Source organism: Saccharicrinis fermentans DSM 9555 = JCM 21142 (genome assembly GCF_000517085.1).
Lineage (GTDB): Bacteria > Bacteroidota > Bacteroidia > Bacteroidales > Marinilabiliaceae > Saccharicrinis > Saccharicrinis fermentans.
This window is the reverse complement of record NZ_KI912107.1, coordinates 4,225,432-4,249,090: the sequence shown is the minus strand read 5'-3', so window position 1 is coordinate 4,249,090 and position 23,659 is coordinate 4,225,432. Positions and strand designations below refer to the sequence as shown.

Sequence of the window (23,659 nt, the reverse complement as noted above, 5' to 3'; positions counted from 1 at the left end):
ATATCTTCATCAGTTTGCTTTATATATGTTAAATGAAAGTTATTGATGGACTTTCATTATTTACTCAACAATTCAACAACTTTGTTGAAAACATTTTCAGCGGTGAAGCCGAATTTCTCATCGAGCACAGTATAAGGGCCAGAATAACCAAAATGGTCTAATCCCCAAACGGAGCCATTGGCACCTACTAGGCCTTCCAGTGTAACGGGTAAACCAGCTGTTAAACCAAAGCGAGGCACATCATTGGGTAGTACTTCAGTTTGATAAGCTTTGTCTTGGTTACGGAATACACCTTCTGAGATGACAGAAACAATTTGTATTTTCAATCCTTTTTCAGCTCTTAATTTAATGGCGCCTTCCACCAGTGTTGCCACTTCAGATCCGCTGGCCAGTAAAACCACGTCAGGTTTGTCAGCATCTTTTTCCACAATGTAAGCACCTCTTTTGGCTTGGAGAGCTTGTTGGTAATTGCTTCCGGGCAAGTTTTTGATGTTCTGGCGTGATAGGATTAGTGCCGTTGGTGTTTGCGTGTTATTCAATGCCATTTCCCATGCTACAGTTGATTCTTCCACATCTGCAGGACGAAGAACCATCATTGAATTATTGCCATGGTGATTTTTTAATTTCTCCATCAAACGTATTTGCGCTTCTTGCTCAATTGGCTGATGAGTAGGACCGTCTTCTCCCACGCGGAAGGCATCGTGTGTCCAAACATATTTAACAGGTAATTGTTGCAATGCCGCAATTCGTACTGCCGGCTTCATGTAATCAGAGAACACAAAGAAAGTACCCACAACCGGAATTACTCCTCCGTGAAGTGCCATACCATTTGCTATAGATGCCATGGTTAACTCGGTTACTCCCGATTGTAAGAATTGACCTGAGAAGTCACCTTTTTCAAAGGCTTTGGTTTTCTTCAGGAAACCATCTGTTTTATCTGAGTTAGCAAGGTCGGCTGAAGAAACAATCATATTCTCCACTTGATCGGCAAATACGCCCAGTACGGTTGCAGAGGCAGCTCTTGTAGCAGCTCCCGCCTTTTGCTCAATGGCACTGAAGTCTACTTCGGGAGCTTCACCGGAAAAGAACTTAGCGAATTTGGCTGCTAATGCTGGATTGGCTTTTTCCCACTCTGCCTGTTCTGCTTTTTTTGCAGCTGCATAGGCTGCTTTTTTTTCATTCACAGAAGTGTAGTATGCTGCCACATCCTCAAAAACTAAGAAAGGATTTTCTGGGTTTCCGCCTAAGTTTTTAATGGTGTCATCAAAGGAGGCTCCAGCGGCAGACAATGGCTGTCCGTGCGTTGAAACCATTCTTTCGAATGAAGAACCGTCTGCTTTAACAGCGCCTTTACCCATGATGGTTTTTCCGATGATAAGGAATGGTTTTTCGGTTTCTGCTTGAGCAGCATCCATGGCTTTGCGTATTTCATCGGCATCGTTACCATCGATTGTCATTACTGACCAGCCCCAGGCCTCATATTTTTTAGCAGTGTCTTCGGTTGTTACCGCATCCGTTTTGGTGGATAATTGGATGTCGTTGGAGTCGTAGAACATCACCAGGTTATTTAAGCCAAGGTAACCTGCTATACGGCCAGCTCCTTGAGATATTTCCTCTTGGATACCACCATCCGAAATAAAAGTGTAAATGTTGTGGCTCATCCATTTTCCGAAACGCTCCACTAAGAATTTTTCAGTAATAGCTGCACCTACAGCCATAGTATGTCCTTGTCCCAATGGGCCGGAAGTGTTTTCCACACCACGAGAGAAATCCACCTCTGGGTGTCCGGGAGTGGGACTTCCCCATTGACGAAAATGAGCGATTTCTTCCATGGTGTATGCGCCGGTTAAAGCCAACTGGGCATATAACATAGGCGACATATGACCCGGATCTAAATAGAAACGGTCTCGGTTTACCCAATTCCTGTCATTAGGATCATAGTTAAGGTATTCAGAAAAAAGAATGTTAATAAAATCGGCACCGCCCATTGCACCTCCAGGGTGGCCTGATTTTGCTTTTTCTACCATGGCAGCTGATAGAACTCTAATGTTGTCTGCTGCTCTGTTCACAGTTACGTTACTCATCTTTAAATAATAATTATGGGTTTAACTTTCCATCTACGGTTTTTACCCCTATGATCCTTGAAATGAAAATCGTGACAAAGTTAATTTTTTTTTGTGATTGAGAAATTTTATAACTGTCTATCTTGTGTTTTCATTCCGCTAAGAGCCCAATTTTAGGTGGATCGTTTTGTTATTGCTCCATAGTGGGTGGGTAATGCTGAGTAATGACTGTAGGGACTACCATCCGGAAAGGATATTTATACCAAAGTTAGCCTTATGTATTTTACCTTGATGGTATGGAAAGGCATAGTATGGTTCGATGATCAGAGAGCCCAGTAAGTTGATTCTTATTGCAGCACCTGTGCTCATGATTGGTATTCTCTTGTTTTCGTTTGTGGTAGTGAGACTCCAGACGAGTTCTGAGTCATTATCCCAAGCCAAACCAGCATCGTAGAAAAGGGCCAACTCTGAAAATAGAAAGTTAGACCTGATCCAGGCGTATTTAGCGGGGCCGGTAAAGGGAATGCGCATCTCAAAGTTAGAAACCATTACCTTGGATCCCAGCAGTTGGTTGGTTGATATTTTGCCTTCTTCTTCACTACCATAGAAATTTCCAGTCTCGTAACCTCTTACATACCATGGATAGCCAATGTAAATACCCAATAGCTTGTCGCTGTCACTTTCTTTTCCATATCTTCCATAGTGGTAAAAACGGAAGGCAAAAGTGTAGGGTTTAGCCCTAAAGTATTTACGGTAGTCTACCAAGAGGGTATTTATATTAATGCCGTGCAGATATCTTTCATAAGCGAGTCTTATTCTTTTGCCTTCGATGGGAGAGGCCAATCCGTACTTTGAGTTATCGATGACATACGCAAGGTCAATAATACCTACTCCAAAAGGCGAGGGGGAATCAATGCGATGTTTCTTTTGTGTGCTAGTGGAGTAAAAGGAGGTAGGGTTGTCGATGCGCTCAGTTCTGTAGCTATAGTGAGCTGCAGATATTCCTGCTTCGATGCGGTGTGCCTTGTTGATGGGATAATAGCTAAATAGAGTGAGCTGATCTACAAAGGTACGCTGAAAGATATAGGAAAGCTCGTTTTCTTCATCGCTTTCATTTCGATAATAACCCGTTCGATAAGGAATGTGTGATATACTCATTCCTAACTTAATAGGATGTTTTTGTTGAACATAAGCAACTTGAGCGCCGAAATCATAAATCTCTCCGTTGATATTTATCCCGCTATAAATGACATGCTCACTTAGAATGTCACTAAATCGGGCCTCTATGCTGCCTGCCATGCCCGAACCAAACCTGCCAGTCATCACACCTACTCCTGTGTTGCCAATGTAATCGAGTTTGAACTTGGCTTTCATATGATCCTTGTAAAAGCTATCTGAATCAGTGGGTTGAATCATATTGTTGACCATTAGGTTAGCGTCAACCTCCGAAGGAAGTGTTGAATAGGGCATCAATCGGCATGCGTAATCATTATAGTAATGGTTGTTTACGTCAATGGCTGTTTTTTCTATCTGACTTAAATTTGTTTTAAGGATCGAGAAACGTCCTTCCCATAACATGTTATAATATAAATTTTTACCTGAAATGGATAAGGCAGGGGAGAGCATGGTCATCCCTGTGATGCCCGTAGGGTATTGGGTGAGTTGTTTGATAGAACCTGAATGAAGATGGAGTACATACAAATTGCGCTTACCGTCACGATCTGATAGAAAATAGATTTTTGAGTCCTTTTCATCTATTATAGGATTTACATTTTGTGCACCATCGAATGTGGTATAAATTTTTTTAAGGCCCGTTTTTAGATGAATAGAAGCCAAGTTATATCGCTGAGGCCTATGTTGATTTGCACTGGGCGAAGGAGCGTCTGTAACATAGTATAAGCGGTCTGCAGTGTGATTCCATACTGCCTGTAGATTACATGCAGGATCGTTGGTGATATTACGTAGTTTTTTTGTCCGCATATCATATACATATAAATCGGATACCCCATTGTTAAGTCCGGTAAAGACAATTTTATCGCCGAGTGGCGACCAGGCCGGATAGGCAATCCCATCCACATCCTCAAAAGAAATGGTCTGCGATATGTCACCACTTTGTGTATCGAATATTACTAATGCACTTTTACCCTTAATGAATGCTACGTAAGCAAAGTGTCTACTATCATTGGACCAGGTTCCTGCCGTTTCTAGAAAACTAAGGGCATCAATTTCATCGCTGTAGGTGGATGTGTATATCTTTTTTATCAGCTTACCATTATGTGCATCAGCTATAAAAAGGTCAAGACTAAATAGATCTCTTTCTGATAAATAGACTATTTTTTCACCATTGGGACTCACCGAGGGTGCAAGATTATAGTTGCCGCTGTTTTTGTGTGATATTATTCGTTCTCCATGAATTGAGAAGGTGGAGTCGTTCACGTTTTTGAGTAAATGACTTTTAAGTTTGTTCTTCCAAGCGGTCGAAAGGGAGTCCATGGACAGCATGAATACATCTGAAATGGCTTTTTCTACTCCTTTGTTGGCGGTTTCCAGCATGAGGTGTTTAATATATTGTTCGCCATAGGTGTGTGCAATATAGCTCCAAAAGGCCTGGCCGTAACGATAGGGTGAATAGTTGTAATTCACCGTCATCTGTTTTAATGTTGGAAATGTATTGTGAATTAAGGCATCACGCATCCATAAAGCGGTGTGGCTATCTGTGTTCCCGATGGAAAGGTATTCTGCCATACCTTCTATCATCCATAGGGGTATATTTTGAATGGCTGAAAGACCTAAATTGGCCTGCTCTTGAATCATGTGATATTGAAAGGCATGTACCATTTCGTGCCCTAAAACATGGTTGGTTTGTTGTGCCGAAAAATTAACCGGCATCACAACTCGGCGTTTCATTCCTTCTGTAACCCCACCGGTTCCTACACTGATGTGACCACTAATGGCTGTGGTCTGTTGAAAATCAGCGTGGTTGCTGTAAATAAGTAGAGGGTTTCTGAGATGAAAGGTGTCTTGTAGTATCTGTTGGTGGTAGTGATACCATTTCTCGCTTTGTTGGGCCAAAGACTTTACCAAGCTGTCAGACTGAAAATAATGGTAAATTTCAAAGTGAGGTGTTTTGTATAACTCAAAATTAAATTGCTTGTAGTGTGGTTTGTTTTGTCCAAAATATTGCGCACCCAGCGTGAATGGTAACCATAGAGTTATCCATGAGAGTATGTATTTTAGACTGTTGTTCGGCATGGTAAAATTAACTTGTTCAACTAAGGTACAACCGGAAAGCCTTATACGCAATATGAGTGCCTAGGTTTGTTTTGAAAGGAAGAAGCTTTCATCTTTTTTGATTCTAATTGGTGGTTCACGTGAGTATTGGTATTAAATATTGACAAAATAAGGTATGTATTTGTTAAAAAAGGTAAATACAGATATACGCATCTTTAACTACATTTGAATACCAAATCAATCATAATGCTTGCAGCTATGTGTTGAGACAATTTTTGAACATGTCTTTTTATGGTGGTAGGTTTTTTATGTAAGTAATTTAAAATATGAAATGAGCCATTAGAATTGTTTCACACACAGGAGCATGATTAATTTCGGCGAGTTCCATATGACCTTTGAAAGATAAATTTGAACATATGAAACGAGCCATGAGAGTGATCTCTCACACAGGTGAATGATTATCACGGCGAGTTCCATATGACCATTAAGAAACAAATTATAAACATATGAAAAAAAGTACGATTTCAGATCCCTTTGAAGATGCGCGTAATCAAACAGGCTATCGTGACATGGATGATCAGGACGATTCAGTGAGTATGATATTGAGACATAAAGATGTACGCAAGTCTGCTCATGATTGGAAGACATTTCAATCGGGGGCTAAACCCGGACGAATTGTTGTGCCATCGGAAGTACACATACGCACCTTGCGACAAATTCCTTTTGAACTTGATCCCCCTGAACATACTGGATTTAGAAATCTGGTAGAGCCTTGGTTTAAAAGACCTCTGGAAAAGGAATACCAAGCGAAATTAAAGCCGATTATTGAATCAGAAATTGACCAGGCCATTGCTAAAGGAACTGTTGAGGTGGTTCATGATTTTTCTTTACCCCTGCAATCGAGAGCGCTTACGGTATTGTTAAATATGCCCGAGGAAGAAGCCGAATTATGGATTGGTTGGGGAACGCACGTCTTTCGTAGTGAGGGAGATCCTCTGGATAGTGATAAAGCCAGCGGCTTAGCCGAGTATTTGGATATGAAAGTGGAAGAGTTGAAGAAGAATCCAGGAGAGGATTTGTTTTCGGTATTGCTCGGTTCAGAGGTGGATGGGAAGAAGTTGACCGATGATGAAGTGAAAGGTGTTTTGATGTTAACCTTTGCTGGAGGTAGAGATACGGTCATTAATACCTTAACCAATACCATTGCTTACCTGGCAGATCATCCTGAATCGATAGAGAAGCTACGTAATGAGCCGGAAACTATTGAAATGGCTATTGAAGAGTTGGTGCGCTATTTTTCACCACTGACCCATATGGGGCGTGTTGCTACTGCCGATACCACCGTTTGTGAACATGCCATAAAAAAAGATACCCGGGCTTCGTTGTGCTGGGCCTCAGCCAATCGTGATGAAAAAGTATTTGAAAGGCCGAATGAGGTAATTCTAGATCGTAAAATGAATCCTCATGTAGGATTTGGGTTTGGGGCTCATAATTGTCTGGGTGCTACCCATGCCAGAACCATCATGAAGATATTTATTGGATTGCTGGTGGAAAAAATTCAATCCATGGAGATTTTAGATTGTGAGGATAATATTGAGAACCTAGATGGTCTTGAACGCAAAGTTGGCTTCCATAAGATTCATGTAAAATTTAACCAAAGAAAATAAGTGATGGTGGTGCTTGGGGCACCGTTATATTAATTAAAGTAGAATATAAGATGGCAAAAATAACTTTTATTACCCGTGACAATGAAACCATAATTGTTGAAGGAGAAAGTGGCTCTGTAATGCAGCTGGCTAAGCAGAATGGTATTAAGGGCATTGATGGAGAGTGCGGGGGTGTTTGCTCGTGTGCGACATGTCATGTGCATGTGCAGAATGGTGCTTTTGACAAAACGGGAGAACAAAGTGTCAATGAACAAGATCTGTTGGAGTTGAATGAGCATGCCGACGAAAATAGTCGTTTGTGCTGTCAAATGCAATTGCATGATGGCTTGGATGGACTGGTACTTAAGGTAGCAGAGAAAAGTACTTTTTAGATTGGAATTAAATCACAGAAAAATGGATACATCCAATTTAAAATGTGTAATCATAGGAGCCAGCCAGGCCGGAGTCAGCTGCGCATTTGCTCTCAGGGAAGAAGGATGGAAAGGTGAAATCAGGCTATTTGATGCGGATTCGAAATGTCCTTACTCTCGTCCTCCATTGTCAAAAGGTGCACTTACGGGTAAAGACAATATGGATGACCATGTGTTAAAGCCATTGCATTTGTACCAAAAAGAAAATATTCATCTTCATCTGGGATCCAAAGTAGTATCGTTGGATCCTATTGATAATCAGATTGTATTAAGTAATCAGGCAGTTTATGAGTTTGATAACTTAGTGCTTGCTACCGGGGCAAGGGCTTTTGTTCCGCCTATTCCTGGAATTGATTCTGTGGAAAAGGTATTTGTTTTAAGAACCCAGAGTGATGCAGAAAATATTAGGAGAGAGGTAAGTCATAGTACTGATAAGGAGGTGCTGATTATTGGTGGTGGTTATATCGGGTTGGAAACGGCTTCTTCATTGAGTGCGATGGGTGCTAGAGTAACAGTGCTGGAAAGAGAACAGCGCATTCTGGAACGAGTGACTGCACCTGTGATGTCTGCTTTTTTTATGCATTTACATACCCGTCACAAAGTGGATATAAAACTGAATAAAAATGTCGTCTCAGTGGATCAGGAGGATAAGTGTCGGGTAGTTTGTGAAGATGGTTCTACTTATCAGGCTGATATTATTGTTGTGGGGGTGGGTGTTATGGTAAATACAGAGCTGGCAGAGCAAGCTGCAATCAAAGTGGATAATGGTATATGGGTGAATTCATCCATGCAAACGAGTCGTAAAAATATTTATGCCATTGGTGATTGTACGCGCCATTACAATCCTTTTTATGATAGGTATATTCGGCTTGAGTCTGTACAAAATGCCAATGATCAGGCAAAGATAGCTGCTGCTTCACTGTGTGGAAATAAAGGGGTATACGATGTGCTACCCTGGTTCTGGTCTGACCAATACGATGTGAAACTTCAAATTGTGGGACTGTCAGAAGGCTACGATAATCTCGTGGTAAGACATGAGGATGGAAAGGAAAATGCTTTTTCGGTGTGGTATTTCCATAAAGAGCAATTATTGGCCGTTGATGCGGTTAATAATGCCAAAGCCTATATGATTGGAGCAAAATTTATCAGACAGAAGATTGGTGTTGATAAAAATAAATTGGGGGATAGTCGTATTCCTTTAAAGCCTACCAACCTATTAAAGGAGTAGCTATAAAATAAATATCAGCTGTACTTAATGGTTGAATTCATAGGAGCGCCCGTATTCTTTTTTATAATGATAGGGGGTAATGGATTTGTATTTTTTAAACTGCCGATGAAAGAAGGGCAGGCTATCGAAACCACTTAAATAACAGGCTTCCGATACGGTTACGTCCTTTTCTTGGAGAAGCTTACAAACTCTTTGTATTCGGTATTCATTCAGAAAAGAGAAAAAGGGCTTGCCCATGGCCTTGCTGAAGAATCGGGAGAAAGCTGATTCCGATAAACCAACAAGTTTGGCCAACGTCTGTAAGTGAATCTTATTTTGATAATTAGACTCTATATGGCTAAAAATGGTGTTTAAACGGTCGCTTGTTGTGGTGGTGATCTTTTGGCTTCTGATGGAGCTGCATATAAAACGTTTGTGAGCATAGGTGCTCAAAATATATAGTAACTGTAAAAATAGAATATGTTGATGAAGCCCTCTTTCTTTTATTATCTTTTCCATAAGCTCGATGATAGAGGGGGATGCTTGAATTTTTAAGCCTCGTTGACTGTCTTGTAATAGAGGAAAAAGGTCTGATAACTCAGGTCTGTCATCCACCAAAACCGGTTTCCATTGTATCACCAGTGATTGACACCTGGAAGAAGAACCTACCTCGTTTTTCCAGCAATGAACCATGTTGGGAGACATTAATACCAAGTCTCCCTTTTCAAAAGGCTCAATTTTATCGCCTACATATCGTGTCCCGGAACCCTCCAGGATATATACCAACTCGTATTCGGGATGAAAATGTAATGGATCAACAAAATTATCTTGGCTGTATTGGTAGGCTAGTAATAAGGCTTCTTGATCGATGGCTATGTTTTCTAGTATTGCTTTCATGTAACAAGGGTTGATCTTTAAATAATATGATACTATTATATAACAGTTTTGTTATAAAAAGGTTAAGCTTTATAGCTATAAATCATGCAATCTCAACGAGTGTTGAATGAAGAGTATCATTGACATAGCCACAGGATAAAAACTGGAACATAAATTTCTCGACATTCTCGCTTAAAAAGCTAACTTTGTGAGTTGAGTTCAATGCGAACTGTTTGACTATAAAGAGCTGATATACAATGTTTTTAATATTTGATACTGAAACTACTGGACTTCCTAAGAATTGGAAAGCACCTATAACCGATACTGATAACTGGCCCAGAATGGTACAGTTGGCATGGCAATGTCATGATGTGGAGGGTAACTTCTTGTTTGCCAAAAACCATGTGATTACACCTGATGGGTATACTATTCCTGAGGATGTGGTAGCAGTGCATGGTATCACCACTGAAATAGCCTACGAAAAGGGTATTCCTTTGAAAGAGGCGTTGGAGGATTTCATGGCCGATGTGGAAAAAAGTAAATTTATCATTGGTCATAATGTGAACTTCGATATTAATATTGTTGGTTGTGAGTTGATTCGCTCTGAGATGGATGAGCAGACCTTGGTGAATGCGCCCATGATTGATACTATGACGGGTAGTAAGGAGTTTTGTGCTTTAACACGGGGCGGGAAACTTAAAAATCCAACACTTACGGAGTTACATATAAAGCTTTTTAAAGTTCCTTTTGAAGAAGCGCATAATGCTGCGGCCGATGTGGAGGCTACTTCCAGGTGTTTTTTGGAGTTGATTCGGGTAGGAGGACTGCCTTTGCAGATGCTGCAAATGACAGATGCTGAGCTGGAGGCTTTTAGGAAGAATAATCCCCGTGAGATTGCTTTGGTGGGTATTAAGTACGAATCTTTTAAAGTGGATGTTTTTGAAGATATTCCCTTGGAGGAAGAGGAACGTATCATTACCGAGGCCGCTAAAGATGCGGAGATATGGCCCTTTGTTCATCTTCATGTTCACACACAATATTCTATTTTGGATGGAGCCAATAAAACAGGTGCCATCGCTGCTAAAGCCAAGGAAGATGGTCAGCCTGCTGTGGCTATTACCGATCATGGAGGTATGTTTGGTGTGAAAGAGTTTCATGAGGCATGTAAAAAGAACGATGTAAAGCCAATTCTTGGTGTTGAAGCTTATGTTGCTCAACGCGGCCATCTGCGTAAGGATGACAAAACAGATTCCTCAGGACATCATATCATATTATTGGCTAAAAACTACAAAGGCTATCAAAACCTATTGCAGCTCACTTCCATTGCACATACCGATGGTTTTTATTATAAACCACGTATTGATAAGGAGCTGCTTGAAAAATATAGCGAGGGTATTATTGTTACCAGTGCTTGCCTGGGAGGAGAGGTGGCTCAACATATTATGCAGGGAAACCTGGATAAAGCCAAGGAAACCATTCGGTGGTTTAAGCGGGTGTTTGGAGATGATTATTACCTGGAGTTGATGCGCCATATTAATAATGATCCTATTTTAAGGCGTGATACCTGGCAAAATCAAGCCAAGGTGAACCGTGTGCTGATAAAATTGGGAAAAGAATTGGGGGTGAAAGTGGTTGCGACCAATGACAGTCACTTTACCAATGAAGAAGACGCCGAGGCGCATGATATGTTGGTATGCTTAAGTACCGGTCGTGATTATACCGATCCTACACGCATGCGCTATTCTAAGCAAGAGTGGTTTAAATCTTGTGAAGAGATGAGTAAGCTCTTTGCTGATATTCCGGAAGCGATTCATAATACCATTGAAATAGCCGACAAGGTTGAGTTCTTTGAGCTGAATAGTGATCCTATTATGCCTCCGTTTGATATTCCTGAGGATTTTGGAACTTATGAAGGATATTGTGAAAAATATGATGAGGCAGCACTGATCGAAGAGTTTGGTGAAGATTCGTTTAAGCGTTTGGGTGGATATGAGAAGGTGGTGCAGATTAAACTGGAAGCTGATTATCTAGAACATCTAACCTACGAGGGAGCTAAATTGAGATATCCCGATAATTTTACGGAGGAAAAAAAGGAACGTATTGTCTTTGAGTTAAATACGATCAAGACCATGGGTTTTCCAGGGTATTTCCTGATTGTGCAGGATTTTATTAACTGGGCCAAGGATAACGGCGTTCTGGTGGGACCGGGAAGGGGTTCTGCTGCCGGAGCCGCTGTTGCCTATTGTATTAAAATTACGGATGTGGATCCCATTAAGTATGATCTGCTGTTTGAGCGTTTCTTAAATCCGGATCGTATCTCCATGCCCGATGTGGATATTGATTTTGATGATGATGGCAGGCAAAGGGTGTTGGATTATGTAACTGGAAGGTATGGAAAAGATAAAGTAGCCCATATTTGTACTTTTGGTACGATGGCTACTAAAAGTTCCATTAAAGATGTGGCCAGGGTGCTGAACCTGGATTTGTCGGAGGCAAACCGTCTGGCTAAGATGGTGCCAGAAGCTCCTAAGATGAATTTTAAAAAGGCCTTTAAAGAAGTTCCCGAGCTGGAGCTGGAGAAAGAGTCGCCCGATCCTTTGGTGGCTCAAACAATGAAGTTTGCGGAACAATTGGAAGGAGCCGTTAGACAGACAGGCGTGCACGCTTGTGGTGTTCTGATTGGTAAAAATCCTCTGGTGGAGCACCTGCCGGTGATGCCTACCAAAGGGGAAGAATTGCTCACAACGCAGTACGATGGACGTTTTGTGGAGAATATCGGTTTGTTAAAAATGGACTTTCTGGGACTAAAGACTTTGTCCATATTTAAAGAAGTGTTGGGTAATATCAAGCTGTCCAAAGGAATCGATGTTGATCTGGCAAATATTCCTTTAGATGATGAAAAGACTTTTGAGCTCTTTGGTAAGGGTGAGACAACGGCCGTATTTCAGTTTGAGTCTCCGGGCATGAAAAAGCACTTGCGAGGATTGCAGCCAAACCGTTTCGAGGATTTGGTGGCCATGAATGCCTTGTATCGTCCGGGTCCTATGGAATATATTCCTTCATTTATTGAACGTAAGCATGGACGAGAGAAAATCATATATGACCATCCTTTGATGGAGCCCTACCTAAAAGATACCTATGGTATTACGGTGTATCAGGAGCAGGTGATGCTCCAGTCGAGAGCATTGGGTGGCTTTACAAGGGGTGACTCCGATTCGCTACGTAAGGCCATGGGTAAGAAGGTCATTGCCATGATGGATAAGCTGAAGCTTAAATTTATTGATGGCTGTTTGGCGAGTGAGGACTTTGTGAATCCTTGTAAGAATGGAGAAACAACCATTAGTAAGCCCGAAGATCTCATTGAAAAAATATGGAAAGACTGGGAGGCTTTTGCCAGTTATGCCTTTAATAAATCCCACTCCGTGTGCTACGCTTTTGTGGCTTATCAGTCGGGATATTTGAAAGCGCACTATCCTGCAGAGTTTATGGCCGGGGTTTTGAGTCGTAACCTTACCGACATTAGCAAGATTACCACCTTTATGGAGGAATGTAAGCGGATGGGAATGGAGGTTTTAGGTCCTGATGTGAATGAGAGTTACCGTAAATTTACCGTAAATAAAAGTGGAGCCATTCGTTTTGGAATGGCAGGAGTAAAAGGTGTGGGAGCTGGTGCAGTAGAAGAAATTATCAGGGTACGTGAAGAGGGCGGACCTTTTAAGGATATATTTGATTTTGTGGAGCGTGTGAATCTGCAGACAGTCAATAAAAAGAACCTGGAGGCCTTGGCCGCTGCAGGTGGTTTTGATGGTTTCACCGATTTACATCGAGCGCAGTATTTTGCTTCGTTACCCGGAGAACAAACCACTTTTGTGGAAAACCTAGCCCGTTATGGTAACTTGTATCAAAATGATCAGGCCACAGCGGCCAGTTCTCTCTTTGGTGCAGCTGGCGCCAATGCGGCCATTACCAAGCCGGTAGCACCGGTCTGTGAAGAGTTTTCCATACTTGAGAAACTAGCCCGTGAAAAGGATCTGATCGGAATTTACCTTTCTGCACACCCACTGGATGTTTACAAGCTGGAGATAAATCATTTTTGTACAACCAAATTTAAAGATTTGGAAGACCTGGAAAAGATGAAAGGTAGAGATGTGACTATGGGCGGAATTGTGACGGCGGCTCGTTCCGGTACCACCAAAAAAGGGAATCCATATGGTATTATGACAGTGGATGATTATACCGGATCGTATGAGTTTGCCTTTTTTGGACGAGATTATCCTGAATTCGCCAAGTTTATGGTAGAGGGATATTACATTCTTATTAAGGGAAAGGTGCAGGAGAAACAGTGGAGTAAGGATGGAGAGCTAGAGGTGAAAGTTAATAAAATTGAGATGTTGGATGGGGTTCGTGAATCTCGAATATCGGGTATTAACATTCAGATCCCCTTGCAGTCGCTGGACGATGCTTTGGTGACCGATTTGGCTGAACTTACCAAGGAAACCGAAGGAAATGTGACACTTCGCTTTTCGATATATGATAAGGAAGACCAAACACAACATGCGCAGTTTTTTTCCAGATCAACAAAAATAAATCTGAGCGATGAAATAGTGGATTATTTGGATTCCCATCCCGAAATATCATTTTCATTATCTTAGTAATGAGGGTGCTACGTTGGACTTCTGCGCTTGTTTTGTAGAGAGCCAATGTAAGATGCTCGCAGAGAGAAAAATGTGGAGGTGTGAAATAATTTTTTATTTTTGTGACTCATAAAAAAGCAGTACTTTGTATGTCTGCTAAACTTGGTAAATAACTATGCAACAATATCTTGATTTATGCCAACATGTGTTGGATCACGGTGTTTCAAAAGGAGACAGGACGGGGACAGGTACCATTAGTGTATTTGGACATCAAATGCGCTTTAACTTAAAGGATGGTTTTCCCTTGGTGACTACCAAGAAGCTTCACCTTAAGTCCATTATTCATGAACTAATTTGGTTTCTTAAAGGTAGTACGAATGTTAAGTATTTGCAGGATCATGGTGTTCGTATCTGGAATGACTGGGCTAAGGAAGATGGTGAATTGGGGCCTATTTATGGTTACCAATGGCGTTCGTGGCCCATGGCCAATGGCGAGTATGTGGATCAGATTAAAGAAGTGATTGAATCCATAAAGAACAATCCCGATTCTCGTCGTCATATTGTAAGTGCCTGGAATGTGGGACAGCTGGATGAAATGCAATTGCCACCTTGTCATATCTTGTTTCAGTTTTATGTGGCCGAGGGTAAACTGTCGTGCCAGTTGTATCAGCGAAGTGCTGATTTGTTTCTGGGTGTTCCGTTCAATATTGCATCTTATGCCTTACTCACTATGATGGTGGCACAGGTTTGTGGCTTGGAGTTGGGTGATTTTGTGCATACCTTGGGTGATGTGCATATCTATAAAAATCATATAGATCAGGTTAAATTGCAGGTTTCACGTGAAACGCGCCAGTTGCCTACCATGACTATCAATCCTGCCATTAAAAGTATAGATGATTTTAAGTTTGAGGATTTTACATTAAGTAATTATGACCCTCATCCACATATTAAAGGAGCTATCTCCGTATAAATTAATTTAGCCAATGACAAAAATTTCAATGATTGTAGCTATAGCCAAATTGCAGGCTATAGGTCAAAATAACGATTTGTTAGCTTATATTCCCAAAGACTTAAAAAGGTTTAAAGCACTCACAACAGGGCACACCATCATAATGGGTCGTAAAACATTTGATTCATTGCCCAATGGAGCATTACCAAATCGCCGAAATATTGTGATATCCAGAAATGAAGCACTAAAGATTGAGGGTGCTGAAGTTGTGCATTCTCCTGAAGCTGCCATTGAACTCTGCAAGAATGATGAGGAGGCTTTTGTGATAGGTGGTGCAACTGTTTATGAAGCTTTTTTACCCAAGGCAAATAAGCTTTATCTTACCTTGATTGATCAGTTTTTTAATGATGCGGATACTTTCTTTCCTGAGTTTGATGAATCTGAATGGAAAGAAACGTATAGGGAAGAGGTGGCTGATGATCACCAAAATGACTTTAGTTATACCTTCTTGGATTTAGAGCGTAAATAGCCGCTTGTTAGCCACGGTCTGGCATTATTACTATAATTTTTCACCACAGAATTTACAAAAACGCGCGTCTTTATCATGTCCTTCTTTTAAACACGAAGGGCATACCTGTGTGGTGGTATCTGCTTCTCGTTTGCGTGAAAGCTCAGCGGTAACAATTCCTGTGGGTACGGCTATGATGGCATAGCCCATAATCATAACCAAGCTTGATAGGGTTCTTCCCAAGGCGGTAATGGGTGCAATATCGCCATAACCTACGGTGGTGAGGGTAACAATGGCCCAGTAAATACTAATGGGGATGCTGGTGAAGCCGCTGTCGTTGTTTGATTCGATGATATACATCAGGGTACCTAAAATAACAACCAAAATCAATACGGTGAACAAAAAAATGCCAATCTTTTTTCGGCTGGCCATCAGGGCTTTCCAAAGCTGAGATGATTCGTTGATATAACGTGTTAGTTTCAGTACTCTAAAAATACGTAGTAAACGTAAGGCTCTTAAGACCAATAGCATGTGTGTGCCACTAAATATTAGTCCTAAAAAAGTGGGTATGATGGCCATAAAATCAATAACACCATAAAAACTAAGAGCATATTTAAGGGGTTTTCGAACCACCCAGAGACGTGTCGTATATTCAAGCAAAAAGGCAAAAGTCACTATCCATTCCAGTATTTCTAAACGGTGGTAAAATACATCCGATTGATCTTGAAGGCTTTCCAACATCACGCTGGCAACACTTAAAAGAATAAGAACAATTAAAGAGATATCGAATATTTTACCTGCTTTGGTGTCTGCTTCAAATATAATGTCGTATAGTTTCTGTTTCATTTGATTTTTGTGTGTCAAAAATGTATTCTTTATCCTTATTTATTTTCCAGAACAAAATCACATTGTATATTTACCAAAAATAGTAACATTAATGAGTATAGACAGCATAAAAAATAATTTTAAGGAGTCCAGGCGCGTATTGACCGATTTTATAGAGGATGACAATAACTGGGAAAACATGAAGTTGGCCGGTGATATCATGGTGGATTGTCTTAAAAAGGGAGGTAAAATAATTTCGTGTGGCAATGGTGGTTCGATGAGTGATGCTATGCATTTTGCCGAAGAGCTGAGTGGTCGGTTTAGAGAGGATCGCAAAGGACTGGCTGCAGTCTCTATTTCTGATCCTACACATATTACCTGTGTGGGTAATGATTATGGGTTTGATGCTATTTTTTCGCGGTATGTGCAGGCGGTTGGAAAACCAGGAGATGTGTTGCTGGGTATTAGCACAAGTGGTAACTCTGTCAATGTGTTAAAAGCAGCTGAAGAGGCCAGAAGAAGTGGAATAAAAGTTATTGCTTTAACCGGAAAAAAAGGTGGAAGGCTCAAAGACCATTGTGATGTGGAACTCAGGATTCCGCACGATAATTATTCTGATCGTATCCAGGAAATGCATATTCAAATAATCCACTCTTTTATTCAATATATTGAGATGGAATATTTTAAGTGATTTTTTTCGCTTACGAACATACTAGAACTGCAAATTGTTTGTTATTAGTTAAATGGCATTTGTTCAATTGTATATAGTATGATTTTCAAAGAAAAACTTATTGCGCTGTACTTAATGGCACTTTGTGCATTGTTGCAAGCTTGTGTAAAAGAAGACTTAAGTAAAATATCTTCCGATTATGAATGGAATGGTAAAGTTTCATTACCATTGAGTGCCAAAGAAATTACCTCTGATGATTATGTTGGTATTTCGGGTTTAGTGGATGATTATATTAACTCGGGAGGATGGGGAGTGGTGCTAACTAGTTATGCCGACTTTAACTTTTCGGATAGATACACCCAGCCTACGTATGTGGATAGTATGATGCTCCGCTTTGAAATAAGCAATAATTTTCCGGCTAATTTAAAGATGGGTTTGTATTTTATGGATGAATCCACCATTCTTATGAATGCGGTGTCTGATTTGCCTTTGGTAATGGAAGCGCCTCTTGTGAATGAGCTAGGAGAACTCAACTCTCCACCTTATCTCATGATTGATCAATGGTTTGCTGGTGATGATATTGCCACATTGATGAATGCAAAGAAGGTAGCTGTCCGTATTATTATTTCTGATATTGACTTAAGAGAGGTAGTGACTGACCAATTGGAAACATATGGTATAGATGTCCGTATTGCCTTACGCTCAGTGGTAACCATGCCCTTGGATGAATTGTAAGCTGATGAAGCAAGCTCTGGTAATGGTTTTCACTCATAGGGGGGTGATTAATTTCGGTATATTCCATATGACCATTGAAAATGAAATTTAAACGCATGAAAAAACTTCTACTGGCTATTCTCTTGTCTTGTATCTCTGCTGCGTTTTTCGCACAACAGAATAACACGTTGTTTTTGATGCACGAACTTCCTCAGTCCAATATTGTAAATCCGGCGGTGCCCATCGATTGTAAGTTATTTGTTGGTTTTCCTCTGGTGGGATCTACCCATGTAAACGCCTACTCATCTGGGTTTGCTTTAAGTGATATACTTGTTTCGTCCACGGACGATTCATTGAAGGTGGACCTGGATGGGGCGCTTTCAAAAATGGATGTTCGTGAAATGATCGCCACTGAAATTCATCTCTCACTTCTTTCTGTTGGATATATGTACAAGGATCATTATTTTACCCTGGGTATCAATGAAAAGGTAAATACCTATAGTACTTTAAATAGAAATGCAGTACTTCTTGTGAATGGGGGTAATACGCCGTTTGAAGGGCAACGAACCCAGATGGATGGGACTCGTGTGAATGCTATCCACTATAGAGAATATGCATTGGGGTGGGCGCGAGAATGGAGCGAAAGCTTTAGTTTGGGTGTGCGGATCAAATTTCTGTTCGGAAAATCGAATATATATACCAAGCCGGCACAAGTGAGTTTATATACCGATGCCATTTCTTTTGATACCTATGTTGCTGGATCCATGGAGGGAAATATGTCTTTACCTGTGGATGTGAATAGGGATGCCGATGGGCGGTTGGATAATTTTGTTAAGCGTGATGAGGTGGCGCTGGGGGATTATTTGATGAATAAAGAGAATAAGGGTTATGGTGTTGATTTGGGTTTTATTTACCAGCTCAACGATAAAACAACCTTATCCGGAAGTCTGTTGGATTTGGGTTATGTGAATTGGAAATCGGATGCTTATGCCCTAAGCAGTGCTGGCTCTATGGATATTACAGGGGAAGCGGTAGAAGAAGGATTGGGTAATCTGGATGCTGTTATTGATTCTTTGGCTGAGGTGTTAAATCCAGAGGTGGCTGACCAAGCTTATTCTTCGCCACTGGTGCCTACTATATACCTGGGCATAAGTCGACAAATGAATTCGTGGCTACAGACCGGTGCGGTTCTTCATACTGAATTTTATAGAAATAGCCTTCATTCATCATTTAGCCTCACTGGCAATGGCAGGATTGCTTCGCATGTATTCGGTAGCTTGTCTTATACCATACAAAATGGTCAGTTTAATAATGTAGGTGCGGGAATAGGCGCCCAATGGGGATTTATTCACATTCATGCACTCAGTGATAATATCCCGGCTTTTTTTAATTTGATGGATGCAAGAAATGTTAATCTTCGCGTTGGTATTAGTATGTTATTAGGGTGCGGAGGAGAAAAGAAAAGCTATGGTAATGATAAAGGAATACGTGCTCTTCCTTGTGTAGGGGATCCTTATAGTGCCATTAAAAGCCGAAAGAAAAGAAGGCGAAGATAGTGCGACGCTTGTATACCACATGATGGGGTTCTAGTAATTTTTTTGGGGTGTAGGTGTGTATAGCCCAATAAGCTCAAAAACAGGTAGTCTTTTAAGGATTAACTTCAACATAGCTTTATTATATGCTATGTTGAAGTAAGGATTTTGTTGATGTCTGGCAGGTTGATTGTGTCCCGGTTTGTTTTTAGGACGGTTTATAAATGGTGAATAAAGTCATCGATCATCTGACTGAGTGTTGGGTTGCCAATCACCTGCAGCGAATAATGCACCCTGGTATAGGGTTTCTTAATTTTGATCATGGAGCCTAAGTCTATGGGTGTTGCAAGAACAATAGCATCGCAAGGTGTGTTTTCGATGCTTGCTTCCAGATCTTTTATCTGCTCTTTGTTGTATCCTATTGCCGGCAGTACCTTGCCTATTTCCGGATATTTTTCGTAGGTTTCTTTGATTTTTCCCACGGCATATTCTCTGGGGTCGATGATTTCTGCTGCTCCGTATTTTTCACTGGCCATAAGTCCTGCTCCTATCTTCATTTCTCCATGGGTGACGGAGGGGCCATCTTCAATAATCAATACCTTTTTACCCTGAATGATGTGAGGGTTGTCTATTTCTATGGGTGAGGCAGCTTCAATAATGATGGCCTTGGGATTGATCTCCTGTATATTTTTGCGCAACTGAATTATATCGGCAGCATCAGCACTATCTATTTTGTTGATGATCACTATGTCTGCCATGCGAATATTTACTTCTCCGGGGTAGTAATTTTTTTCATCTCCAACCTTAAGGGGGTCGGCCACTGTGATCCACAAATCAGGTTTGTAAAAAGGCATGTCGTTGTTACCTCCATCCCATACGATTACATCGCATCCGTTGTCGTCATCTTCGGCTTCCCTTAAGATATCATGGTAATCAACACCTGCGTAAATGACATTACCATTCATTATGTGGGGCTCATATTCTTCCATCTCCTCAATGGAGCATTGGTGTTTTCGTAGGTCTGAGAGTGTTGAAAAACGTTGAACGGTCTGTTTTCTCAGGTCTCCATAGGGCATTGGGTGGTGGATTGCTACCACTTTTTTTCCACGACTGGTTAAAAAGTCAATCACTTTACGCGTAGTCTCGCTCTTGCCACATCCGGATCGTGTGCCACAAACGGCAATGACCGGTTTGAGGCTTTTTAGCATGGTGTTGTCTGGTCCCAGCATCCTGAAGTCTGCTCCGGCTGCCTGTACCACTGAGGCCAGACTCATTATGCGTTGATAGGATATGTCGCTGTAGGAGAATACACATACATTGACGTTGAATTTTTTTATCAGGTATGGTAAATCGGCTTCTTCCTTAATGGGTATGCCATAGGGGTAATGTTTACCTGTTAGTTCTAAGGGGTAGGTTCTGTTTGCAATATCAGGAATTTGTGTAGCTGTAAAGGCTACTACTTTATAACTGTGGTTGTTTTTAAAATAGACATTAAAGTTATGAAAATCGCGTCCTGCGGCGCCTAAAATAATAACATTCTTCATTGTTCATACATTTGGCAAAACTACCATAACCGTAAAATGTTTATACTACTTTTAGTAGCTTATGGTTATGTAGCTTTTTGGTTGGTTCTCAATTATAGTGTTTAAAGTAAATAAATTTATTTGTTAGAGATTATAATTTTGGGAGTAAATTTTTATCCTAGTGTATTTTGCTGGGCGATATTTCTAACTTTACATCATGAATTTTTTGGCACATATCTATTTATCGGGTGATCCTGGGCCTTTGATGATTGGTAATTTTATAGGCGATTATGTGAAGGGGAACCAGTTGGAACGTTTTTCTCCTGAGATTCAAAAGGGGATTCGGTTGCATCGTATGATCGATGATTTTACCGACCACCATGCGATTGTTAAAAAAAGTACGGCGCGTTTTAAGCCTTGTTATCAACGTTATGCTTCAGTGGTAATAGATGTGGTTTACGATCACTATCTGGCAAAAAACTGGGAGCATTATTCTTCGGTGCCATTGAGTACTTTTGTAAACCAAGTACATGCTTATTTTATTCGTCATTATTTCACCTTTCCTAACAGGGTAAAAGGTTTTCTTCCTTTTCTGGTAAAGAGCCGAAGGCTAGAGAATTATAAGCATATTTGGGGTGTTGAAACATCCTTGTCTATTATGTCTAATCATACTTCATTACCTGCAAAATCAGCCTGCGCTACTAAGATTATGCTAGAACAATATGAGGCTTTGAATGCTGAGTTTGCTGCCTTTTTTGAAGAGGTCCAGCAGATGGTAAAAGACCATCTTTGAAGTTAAAAACCAGCCTTTACCATTCGGTCTTTACCAAACAAATCCTTACGCAATTCAATCGATGTAAAGCCAATTTCACGGAACAAAGCACAGGTTTCCTTGCCCAATGCTTCATTGATTTCGACATATAAGAAGCCATTGCTTTTTAAAAACTGATAGGCCAACTGAGCTATCTTACGGTAAAATATGAGGGGGTCGTTGTCAGCTACAAATAGAGCCAAGTGAGGTTCGTATTGTAATACATTGTGGTGCATCCATTCTTTTTCCAGTATTCGGATATAAGGGGGGTTGCTGACTATAATATCTAGTTTTTGTGTGGGAAACACAGTGGGTTGTAGCGCGTCGTTTAATTGATAAGTTATTGTAAGGTCGTTTATTCTTGCATTGTCTCTGGCAATGCTTAGCGCCTCGGGCGATATGTCCCAGGCACTTACTTCTGCCTTAGGTAAATTCTTTTTTAGAACCACGGGAATACATCCTGAACCAGTACCAATGTCTAATATGCTGGGTGCGGGAATGGTATTGTCTTGGAGTATCCACTCTACCAGTTCTTCTGTTTCGGGTCGTGGTATTAATACATGGCGGTTTACCTTAAATGTCAGGCCGTAAAAAATAGTGCTTCCTATGATATGCTGTATGGGTTCGTATTGCGTTAGTTGATGCAGTGCGTGACGGCAGAAATCTTGCTGCTCTGCATTGAGCGTTTGTGTTTCCTTCATCATAATATCTGTTTTTGTGAAACCAAGTAGGTGCTCAAATATGATCCAGATGAAATTTCTTATCTCCTCTGGAGGATAAATACCTTCCAGTTCTTTTTTAAATTGGGCAGATATCTGTTTGATGTTGGAAAAATCCATGAATTACAGCTAATGTTTTTGTAGTGGCGCAAAATTAACCATTTTTGTATAAGATTATGCATTGATCTTTTATTTCTAACAAAGTAAAGTACTTGTGATGGATACCAATATGATATATATGCAGCGTTGCCTTCAATTGGCGCAAAATGGATTGGGAAATACCTACTCCAATCCGATGGTGGGCTCGGTGATTGTTTATGACCATAAGATAATAGGCGAGGGTTTTCACCATAAAGCCGGGCAAGCGCATGCCGAAGTAAATGCCATTCATTCTGTAAAGGATAAGGAACTGTTAAAGAAATCTACCTTGTATGTCAACCTGGAACCTTGTGCGCATTACGGTAAAACACCACCCTGTTCTTTGCTTATCAAAGAGAGTGGTATACCCAAAGTGGTAGTGGGTTGTACGGATACTTTCTCAGAGGTGGCTGGAAAAGGTATTGAGATGTTGCGCCAAGCTGGTGTGGAAGTTATCGTTGGTGTGTTGGAGAAGGAAAGTCGGGAGCTGAACAAACGTTTTTTTACTTTTCATGAAAAAAAAAGGCCTTATGTTATTCTAAAATGGGCTCAAACGCTCGATGGCTTTATTGATATTGATCGAACAGTAGAGCATTATGGCCAGCCCACATGGATCACCAATGAAATAGCCAAAAAATTGGTACACAAATGGAGGAGTGAGGAGCAGGCCATACTGGTGGGAACAAATACTGCTGTAAAAGATAACCCATCACTGACTACACGTCAATGGCCCGGTAATAATCCACTCCGGATACTCATTGACAGGCAAGGTAAGGTGCCGAACGGTCATCATATTTTAGATGGAGCCACTGATACCATTGTTTTTTCTGCGCAGAAGGCTGGGGTACACGGAAAAACGAAATATGTACAGATAGATTTTCGGCAAAATATTATTCCTCAAATACTTCACGTCCTGTATGCACATCAACTTCAATCTGTAATTGTTGAGGGTGGACGGCAAGTATTACAAAGTTTTATAGATGGTAATTTGTGGGATGAGGCGCGGGTATTTATTGGAGATGTGATGTTTATAAATGGTGTTGAAGCTCCAAAACTGAATGTGTTGCCTTTTCATGAGGAAGAGGTGGGTAATAGCAGATTGCAATACATGAGAAATTTCAGTATGCAATAAGTGGTTTTAACCGTAATTAGTTTTATTTTTAAGATCAAAGAATTTATAAC

The 23,659-nt window shown here is 40.7% G+C and carries 17 protein-coding genes; 11 read left to right on the top strand and 6 right to left on the bottom strand.

The features are described 5' to 3' along the window. Positions 1-56 precede the first annotated feature (56 nt). Both CYTFE_RS0117280 and CYTFE_RS0117275 read right to left on the bottom strand, forming a co-directional pair. Positions 57-2,084 carry a transketolase family protein gene (locus CYTFE_RS0117280; protein WP_027472827.1) on the bottom strand — a complete coding sequence of 676 codons (2,028 nt, stop codon included), beginning with the start codon at positions 2,082-2,084 and terminating at the stop codon, positions 57-59. A 216-nt stretch (positions 2,085-2,300) separates the two neighbouring features. Next, positions 2,301-5,315 carry a BamA/TamA family outer membrane protein gene (locus tag CYTFE_RS0117275; protein WP_027472826.1) on the bottom strand — a complete coding sequence of 1,005 codons (3,015 nt, stop codon included), beginning with the start codon at positions 5,313-5,315 and terminating at the stop codon, positions 2,301-2,303. Positions 5,316-5,800: 485 nt separating this feature from the next. Here CYTFE_RS0117275 and CYTFE_RS0117270 point away from each other — a divergent pair, with 485 nt between their 5' ends. From CYTFE_RS0117270 to CYTFE_RS0117260, 3 genes are read left to right on the top strand one after another with little or no spacing between them, the layout of a single operon-like run. Next, positions 5,801-6,961 (top strand): cytochrome P450, encoded by a 1,161-nt coding sequence (locus CYTFE_RS0117270; RefSeq protein ID WP_027472825.1) that lies wholly within the window; start codon positions 5,801-5,803, stop codon positions 6,959-6,961. A gap of 50 nt (positions 6,962-7,011) precedes the next feature. Beyond that, complete coding sequence (locus CYTFE_RS0117265; RefSeq protein ID WP_027472824.1) at positions 7,012-7,332, top strand: 2Fe-2S iron-sulfur cluster-binding protein; 321 nt, start codon at positions 7,012-7,014, stop codon at positions 7,330-7,332. 22 nt (positions 7,333-7,354) lie between these two features. Continuing rightward, complete coding sequence (locus CYTFE_RS0117260) at positions 7,355-8,599, top strand: NAD(P)/FAD-dependent oxidoreductase (RefSeq protein WP_027472823.1); 1,245 nt, start codon at positions 7,355-7,357, stop codon at positions 8,597-8,599. A 24-nt stretch (positions 8,600-8,623) separates the two neighbouring features. Here CYTFE_RS0117260 and CYTFE_RS0117255 read toward each other — a convergent pair whose 3' ends face one another. Continuing rightward, positions 8,624-9,475, bottom strand: a complete 852-nt coding sequence (locus tag CYTFE_RS0117255; protein ID WP_027472822.1) for an AraC family transcriptional regulator — start codon at positions 9,473-9,475, stop codon at positions 8,624-8,626. Positions 9,476-9,711: 236 nt separating this feature from the next. Here CYTFE_RS0117255 and dnaE point away from each other — a divergent pair, with 236 nt between their 5' ends. From dnaE to CYTFE_RS0117240, 3 genes are all read left to right on the top strand, one after another. Further along, a complete protein-coding gene (dnaE, locus tag CYTFE_RS0117250; RefSeq protein ID WP_081736021.1) occupies positions 9,712-14,106 on the top strand; it encodes a DNA polymerase III subunit alpha in 4,395 nt (1,464 codons plus the stop codon). A 157-nt stretch (positions 14,107-14,263) separates the two neighbouring features. Next, entirely contained in the window at positions 14,264-15,058 is a 795-nt protein-coding gene (locus CYTFE_RS0117245; protein WP_027472820.1) for a thymidylate synthase, read from the top strand. 13 nt (positions 15,059-15,071) lie between these two features. After that, positions 15,072-15,566 carry a dihydrofolate reductase gene (locus CYTFE_RS0117240; protein WP_027472819.1) on the top strand — a complete coding sequence of 165 codons (495 nt, stop codon included), beginning with the start codon at positions 15,072-15,074 and terminating at the stop codon, positions 15,564-15,566. 30 nt (positions 15,567-15,596) lie between these two features. On the opposite strand, the gene CYTFE_RS0117235 is transcribed toward CYTFE_RS0117240, so the two are convergent. Then, positions 15,597-16,391 carry an ion transporter gene (locus CYTFE_RS0117235; RefSeq protein ID WP_044262881.1) on the bottom strand — a complete coding sequence of 265 codons (795 nt, stop codon included), beginning with the start codon at positions 16,389-16,391 and terminating at the stop codon, positions 15,597-15,599. 91 nt (positions 16,392-16,482) lie between these two features. Between CYTFE_RS0117235 and lpcA the strand changes: the two genes are divergently transcribed. The 3 genes from lpcA to CYTFE_RS0117215 all read left to right on the top strand — a co-directional run bounded on the left by lpcA (position 16,483) and on the right by CYTFE_RS0117215 (position 19,310). Beyond that, positions 16,483-17,061: a D-sedoheptulose 7-phosphate isomerase gene (gene lpcA, locus CYTFE_RS0117230; RefSeq protein ID WP_027472817.1), complete on the top strand. Its 579-nt coding sequence runs from the start codon at positions 16,483-16,485 to the stop codon at positions 17,059-17,061. A gap of 78 nt (positions 17,062-17,139) precedes the next feature. Beyond that, positions 17,140-17,775, top strand: a complete 636-nt coding sequence (locus CYTFE_RS0117225) for a hypothetical protein (protein ID WP_027472816.1) — start codon at positions 17,140-17,142, stop codon at positions 17,773-17,775. A gap of 95 nt (positions 17,776-17,870) precedes the next feature. Further along, positions 17,871-19,310: a DUF5723 family protein gene (locus CYTFE_RS0117215; protein ID WP_044262879.1), complete on the top strand. Its 1,440-nt coding sequence runs from the start codon at positions 17,871-17,873 to the stop codon at positions 19,308-19,310. Positions 19,311-19,504: 194 nt separating this feature from the next. On the opposite strand, the gene CYTFE_RS0117210 is transcribed toward CYTFE_RS0117215, so the two are convergent. Continuing rightward, positions 19,505-20,830: a cyclic 2,3-diphosphoglycerate synthase gene (locus CYTFE_RS0117210; RefSeq protein WP_027472814.1), complete on the bottom strand. Its 1,326-nt coding sequence runs from the start codon at positions 20,828-20,830 to the stop codon at positions 19,505-19,507. A gap of 196 nt (positions 20,831-21,026) precedes the next feature. Between CYTFE_RS0117210 and CYTFE_RS0117205 the strand changes: the two genes are divergently transcribed. Next, the gene (locus CYTFE_RS0117205) at positions 21,027-21,602 is read left to right on the top strand and encodes an acyl carrier protein phosphodiesterase (RefSeq protein ID WP_027472813.1); all 576 of its coding nucleotides are present in this window, start codon (positions 21,027-21,029) and stop codon (positions 21,600-21,602) included. A gap of 2 nt (positions 21,603-21,604) precedes the next feature. Here CYTFE_RS0117205 and prmC read toward each other — a convergent pair whose 3' ends face one another. Beyond that, positions 21,605-22,459: a peptide chain release factor N(5)-glutamine methyltransferase gene (gene prmC, locus CYTFE_RS0117200; RefSeq protein ID WP_027472812.1), complete on the bottom strand. Its 855-nt coding sequence runs from the start codon at positions 22,457-22,459 to the stop codon at positions 21,605-21,607. 97 nt (positions 22,460-22,556) lie between these two features. On the opposite strand from prmC, the gene ribD reads away from it, so the two are divergent. Further along, positions 22,557-23,609: a bifunctional diaminohydroxyphosphoribosylaminopyrimidine deaminase/5-amino-6-(5-phosphoribosylamino)uracil reductase RibD gene (ribD, locus tag CYTFE_RS0117195; protein ID WP_027472811.1), complete on the top strand. Its 1,053-nt coding sequence runs from the start codon at positions 22,557-22,559 to the stop codon at positions 23,607-23,609. Positions 23,610-23,659 lie beyond the last annotated feature (50 nt).

What these genes read in the sequence shown, in the direction of transcription:
- CYTFE_RS0117280 (WP_027472827.1), bottom strand. Translation starts at nt 2,084, where the DNA reads ATGAGTAACGTAACTGTGAACAGAGCAGCAGACAACATTAGAGTTCTA.
- dnaE (WP_081736021.1), top strand. Translation starts at nt 9,712, where the DNA reads ATGTTTTTAATATTTGATACTGAAACTACTGGACTTCCTAAGAATTGG.
- CYTFE_RS0117215 (WP_044262879.1), top strand. Translation starts at nt 17,871, where the DNA reads ATGAAAAAACTTCTACTGGCTATTCTCTTGTCTTGTATCTCTGCTGCG.
- ribD (WP_027472811.1), top strand. Translation starts at nt 22,557, where the DNA reads ATGGATACCAATATGATATATATGCAGCGTTGCCTTCAATTGGCGCAA.
- CYTFE_RS0117210 (WP_027472814.1), bottom strand. Translation starts at nt 20,830, where the DNA reads ATGAAGAATGTTATTATTTTAGGCGCCGCAGGACGCGATTTTCATAAC.
- prmC (WP_027472812.1), bottom strand. Translation starts at nt 22,459, where the DNA reads ATGGATTTTTCCAACATCAAACAGATATCTGCCCAATTTAAAAAAGAA.
- CYTFE_RS0117270 (WP_027472825.1), top strand. Translation starts at nt 5,801, where the DNA reads ATGAAAAAAAGTACGATTTCAGATCCCTTTGAAGATGCGCGTAATCAA.
- CYTFE_RS0117205 (WP_027472813.1), top strand. Translation starts at nt 21,027, where the DNA reads ATGAATTTTTTGGCACATATCTATTTATCGGGTGATCCTGGGCCTTTG.
- CYTFE_RS0117255 (WP_027472822.1), bottom strand. Translation starts at nt 9,475, where the DNA reads ATGAAAGCAATACTAGAAAACATAGCCATCGATCAAGAAGCCTTATTA.
- CYTFE_RS0117245 (WP_027472820.1), top strand. Translation starts at nt 14,264, where the DNA reads ATGCAACAATATCTTGATTTATGCCAACATGTGTTGGATCACGGTGTT.
- CYTFE_RS0117275 (WP_027472826.1), bottom strand. Translation starts at nt 5,315, where the DNA reads ATGCCGAACAACAGTCTAAAATACATACTCTCATGGATAACTCTATGG.
- CYTFE_RS0117265 (WP_027472824.1), top strand. Translation starts at nt 7,012, where the DNA reads ATGGCAAAAATAACTTTTATTACCCGTGACAATGAAACCATAATTGTT.
- lpcA (WP_027472817.1), top strand. Translation starts at nt 16,483, where the DNA reads ATGAGTATAGACAGCATAAAAAATAATTTTAAGGAGTCCAGGCGCGTA.
- CYTFE_RS0117240 (WP_027472819.1), top strand. Translation starts at nt 15,072, where the DNA reads ATGACAAAAATTTCAATGATTGTAGCTATAGCCAAATTGCAGGCTATA.
- CYTFE_RS0117235 (WP_044262881.1), bottom strand. Translation starts at nt 16,391, where the DNA reads ATGAAACAGAAACTATACGACATTATATTTGAAGCAGACACCAAAGCA.
- CYTFE_RS0117260 (WP_027472823.1), top strand. Translation starts at nt 7,355, where the DNA reads ATGGATACATCCAATTTAAAATGTGTAATCATAGGAGCCAGCCAGGCC.
- CYTFE_RS0117225 (WP_027472816.1), top strand. Translation starts at nt 17,140, where the DNA reads ATGATTTTCAAAGAAAAACTTATTGCGCTGTACTTAATGGCACTTTGT.